The organism is Gordonia desulfuricans NBRC 100010 (genome assembly GCF_001485495.1).
GTDB lineage: Bacteria > Actinomycetota > Actinomycetes > Mycobacteriales > Mycobacteriaceae > Gordonia > Gordonia desulfuricans.
This window is the reverse complement of the sequence record NZ_BCNF01000217.1, coordinates 1-1,599: the sequence shown is the minus strand read 5'-3', so window position 1 is coordinate 1,599 and position 1,599 is coordinate 1. Positions and strand designations below refer to the sequence as shown.

At 63.5% G+C, this 1,599-nt stretch carries 1 protein-coding gene; it reads right to left on the bottom strand.

The window, feature by feature from the left end:
- Positions 1–136: 136 nt before the first annotated feature.
- Positions 137–1,288 carry a site-specific integrase gene (locus GD1_RS23925; RefSeq protein ID WP_244883006.1) on the bottom strand — a complete coding sequence of 384 codons (1,152 nt, stop codon included), beginning with the start codon at positions 1,286–1,288 and terminating at the stop codon, positions 137–139.
- Between the last annotated feature and the right edge of the window lie 311 nt (positions 1,289–1,599).

Below are 1,599 nucleotides of genomic sequence, written 5' to 3'. Positions count from 1 at the left end.
GTCGCTAACTTTGCGCGTAGTCCGCGGGCACTTGTGCTGTCGCAGTTTGTGTTGCTCGCAACTTGAGTGCCGCTTGTGGACTCGTCGAACAAGGACGCGCTCGGCTTCGAACTTTCTGCGGGCGGTCTTCGACCGGTCAGCGGATTCGTCGACCCGCGTAGCGTGCCCATGTCTCGCCTGATCGTTCAGCGTGGTGGAACGCGACCTGGTGGCTATAGCCGAGAGCGTCGGCGACTATCGGGGGAGGACACTCGAGGACAAGGTCGTCGAGTGCGCTGTTGCGGGCACCGAGGTTGCTCATGCCGATCAGGCGCAGGCGGTGCATGATCGTGTCCGGATGAAGGTGATCTCCGGCGTGCGTGCCGGGGAACAGCCATGGGTTGCCGTGTCCGCTGGTGCGTAGGTTCGTGCGATGGGAGAGCAGGTCACGGACAAGTTGAGCGAACGGTTCAGGCACATCGACGGGGTGCTTGCCGAACGTGATTACCATCGGATTGCCGTCGACGATCGATGATGTCTGCAGTCGGACAATGCTCTTCAGTGGCTGCGCGTAGAGCAGAATGAGGACGCCGGCGACCCTGTAAGGGAGCGTTTCACACTCACCGGTGAGTAGTTCTCTGATCCAGGCGATCCGCTGCTCTTGGGTCAGCGATGGCGACGTCTTCGGAGCCCGGTGGCCGAGCTGAACGGTGGCGTTGAGCCTGTCTCGTTTGCAGATGACCAGGAACGTTCGGAGGGTGTATCGCGTCGTTGGTCCTGTTGCGATCCACTGGTCGACGTCGCGCTGTGTGCAGGTCTCGATCGTGCGTCCGTAGGTGGACCATAGCCAGCTCAGGAACTTGACGGTTTCGGTGATTTCTTGTTTGGCCGATCGCACGGACGGTTGGGTATCGCCGCCGGTGTCGGCGAGCGCGCGAATCCGTCGCAGATGGTGCCACGTCGCGAAGTGGCGAGCGGGCCTGGCGACCTCGGCAGGTAGATCGATGAGCTTGTCGTCGATCCACTGTTCGAAACGTGGCAGCCACCGATCTCGAGGTGGTAGGAGGCCGTGGTGCTCCATGACATTCCGCAGATGCTCAGCCGCTCGACTGGGTTTGGTGTCCAAGCCCTCGTGCGTGGCGGCGACCGTGCCGGTACCTAGTCCGCGCAGCAGCTCCTGGACTTTCGGCGACCGTTTCCAGATCAGCGTCGACTCGGGCCGCTTGGCCGCGCAGAGGGCGTCGACTAGGCCGACGAGAACCGGGTCCGAAGGCGGTCCGCCCATGATTTCGTGCAGATCGTCTCGCACAGCGCAGCGAGCGCAGATCGTCCCGCGGTGGTGGCCGGACTCCTCGCCACATCGGCTGCACCGAAAGTCGTCGACGATACCCGCACACGGTCCACACACCGGGGTGCCGTCGGGGAGAGGTGGGCCCGGGAGGAGCCGTTCGACGCCGCACATTGGGCACGTCCCGTGAGTGTGGATCGCGGCGAACCAGCAGGTGAAGCAGATCCTGCCTTCAGGCCAGTGCGCCTGCGTCCGCGTGGTCGACCGACCGCAACGATCGCACACCCACGCTCCATACGTCAGTCGTGGACGGCCGCGTACCGAGATATTGT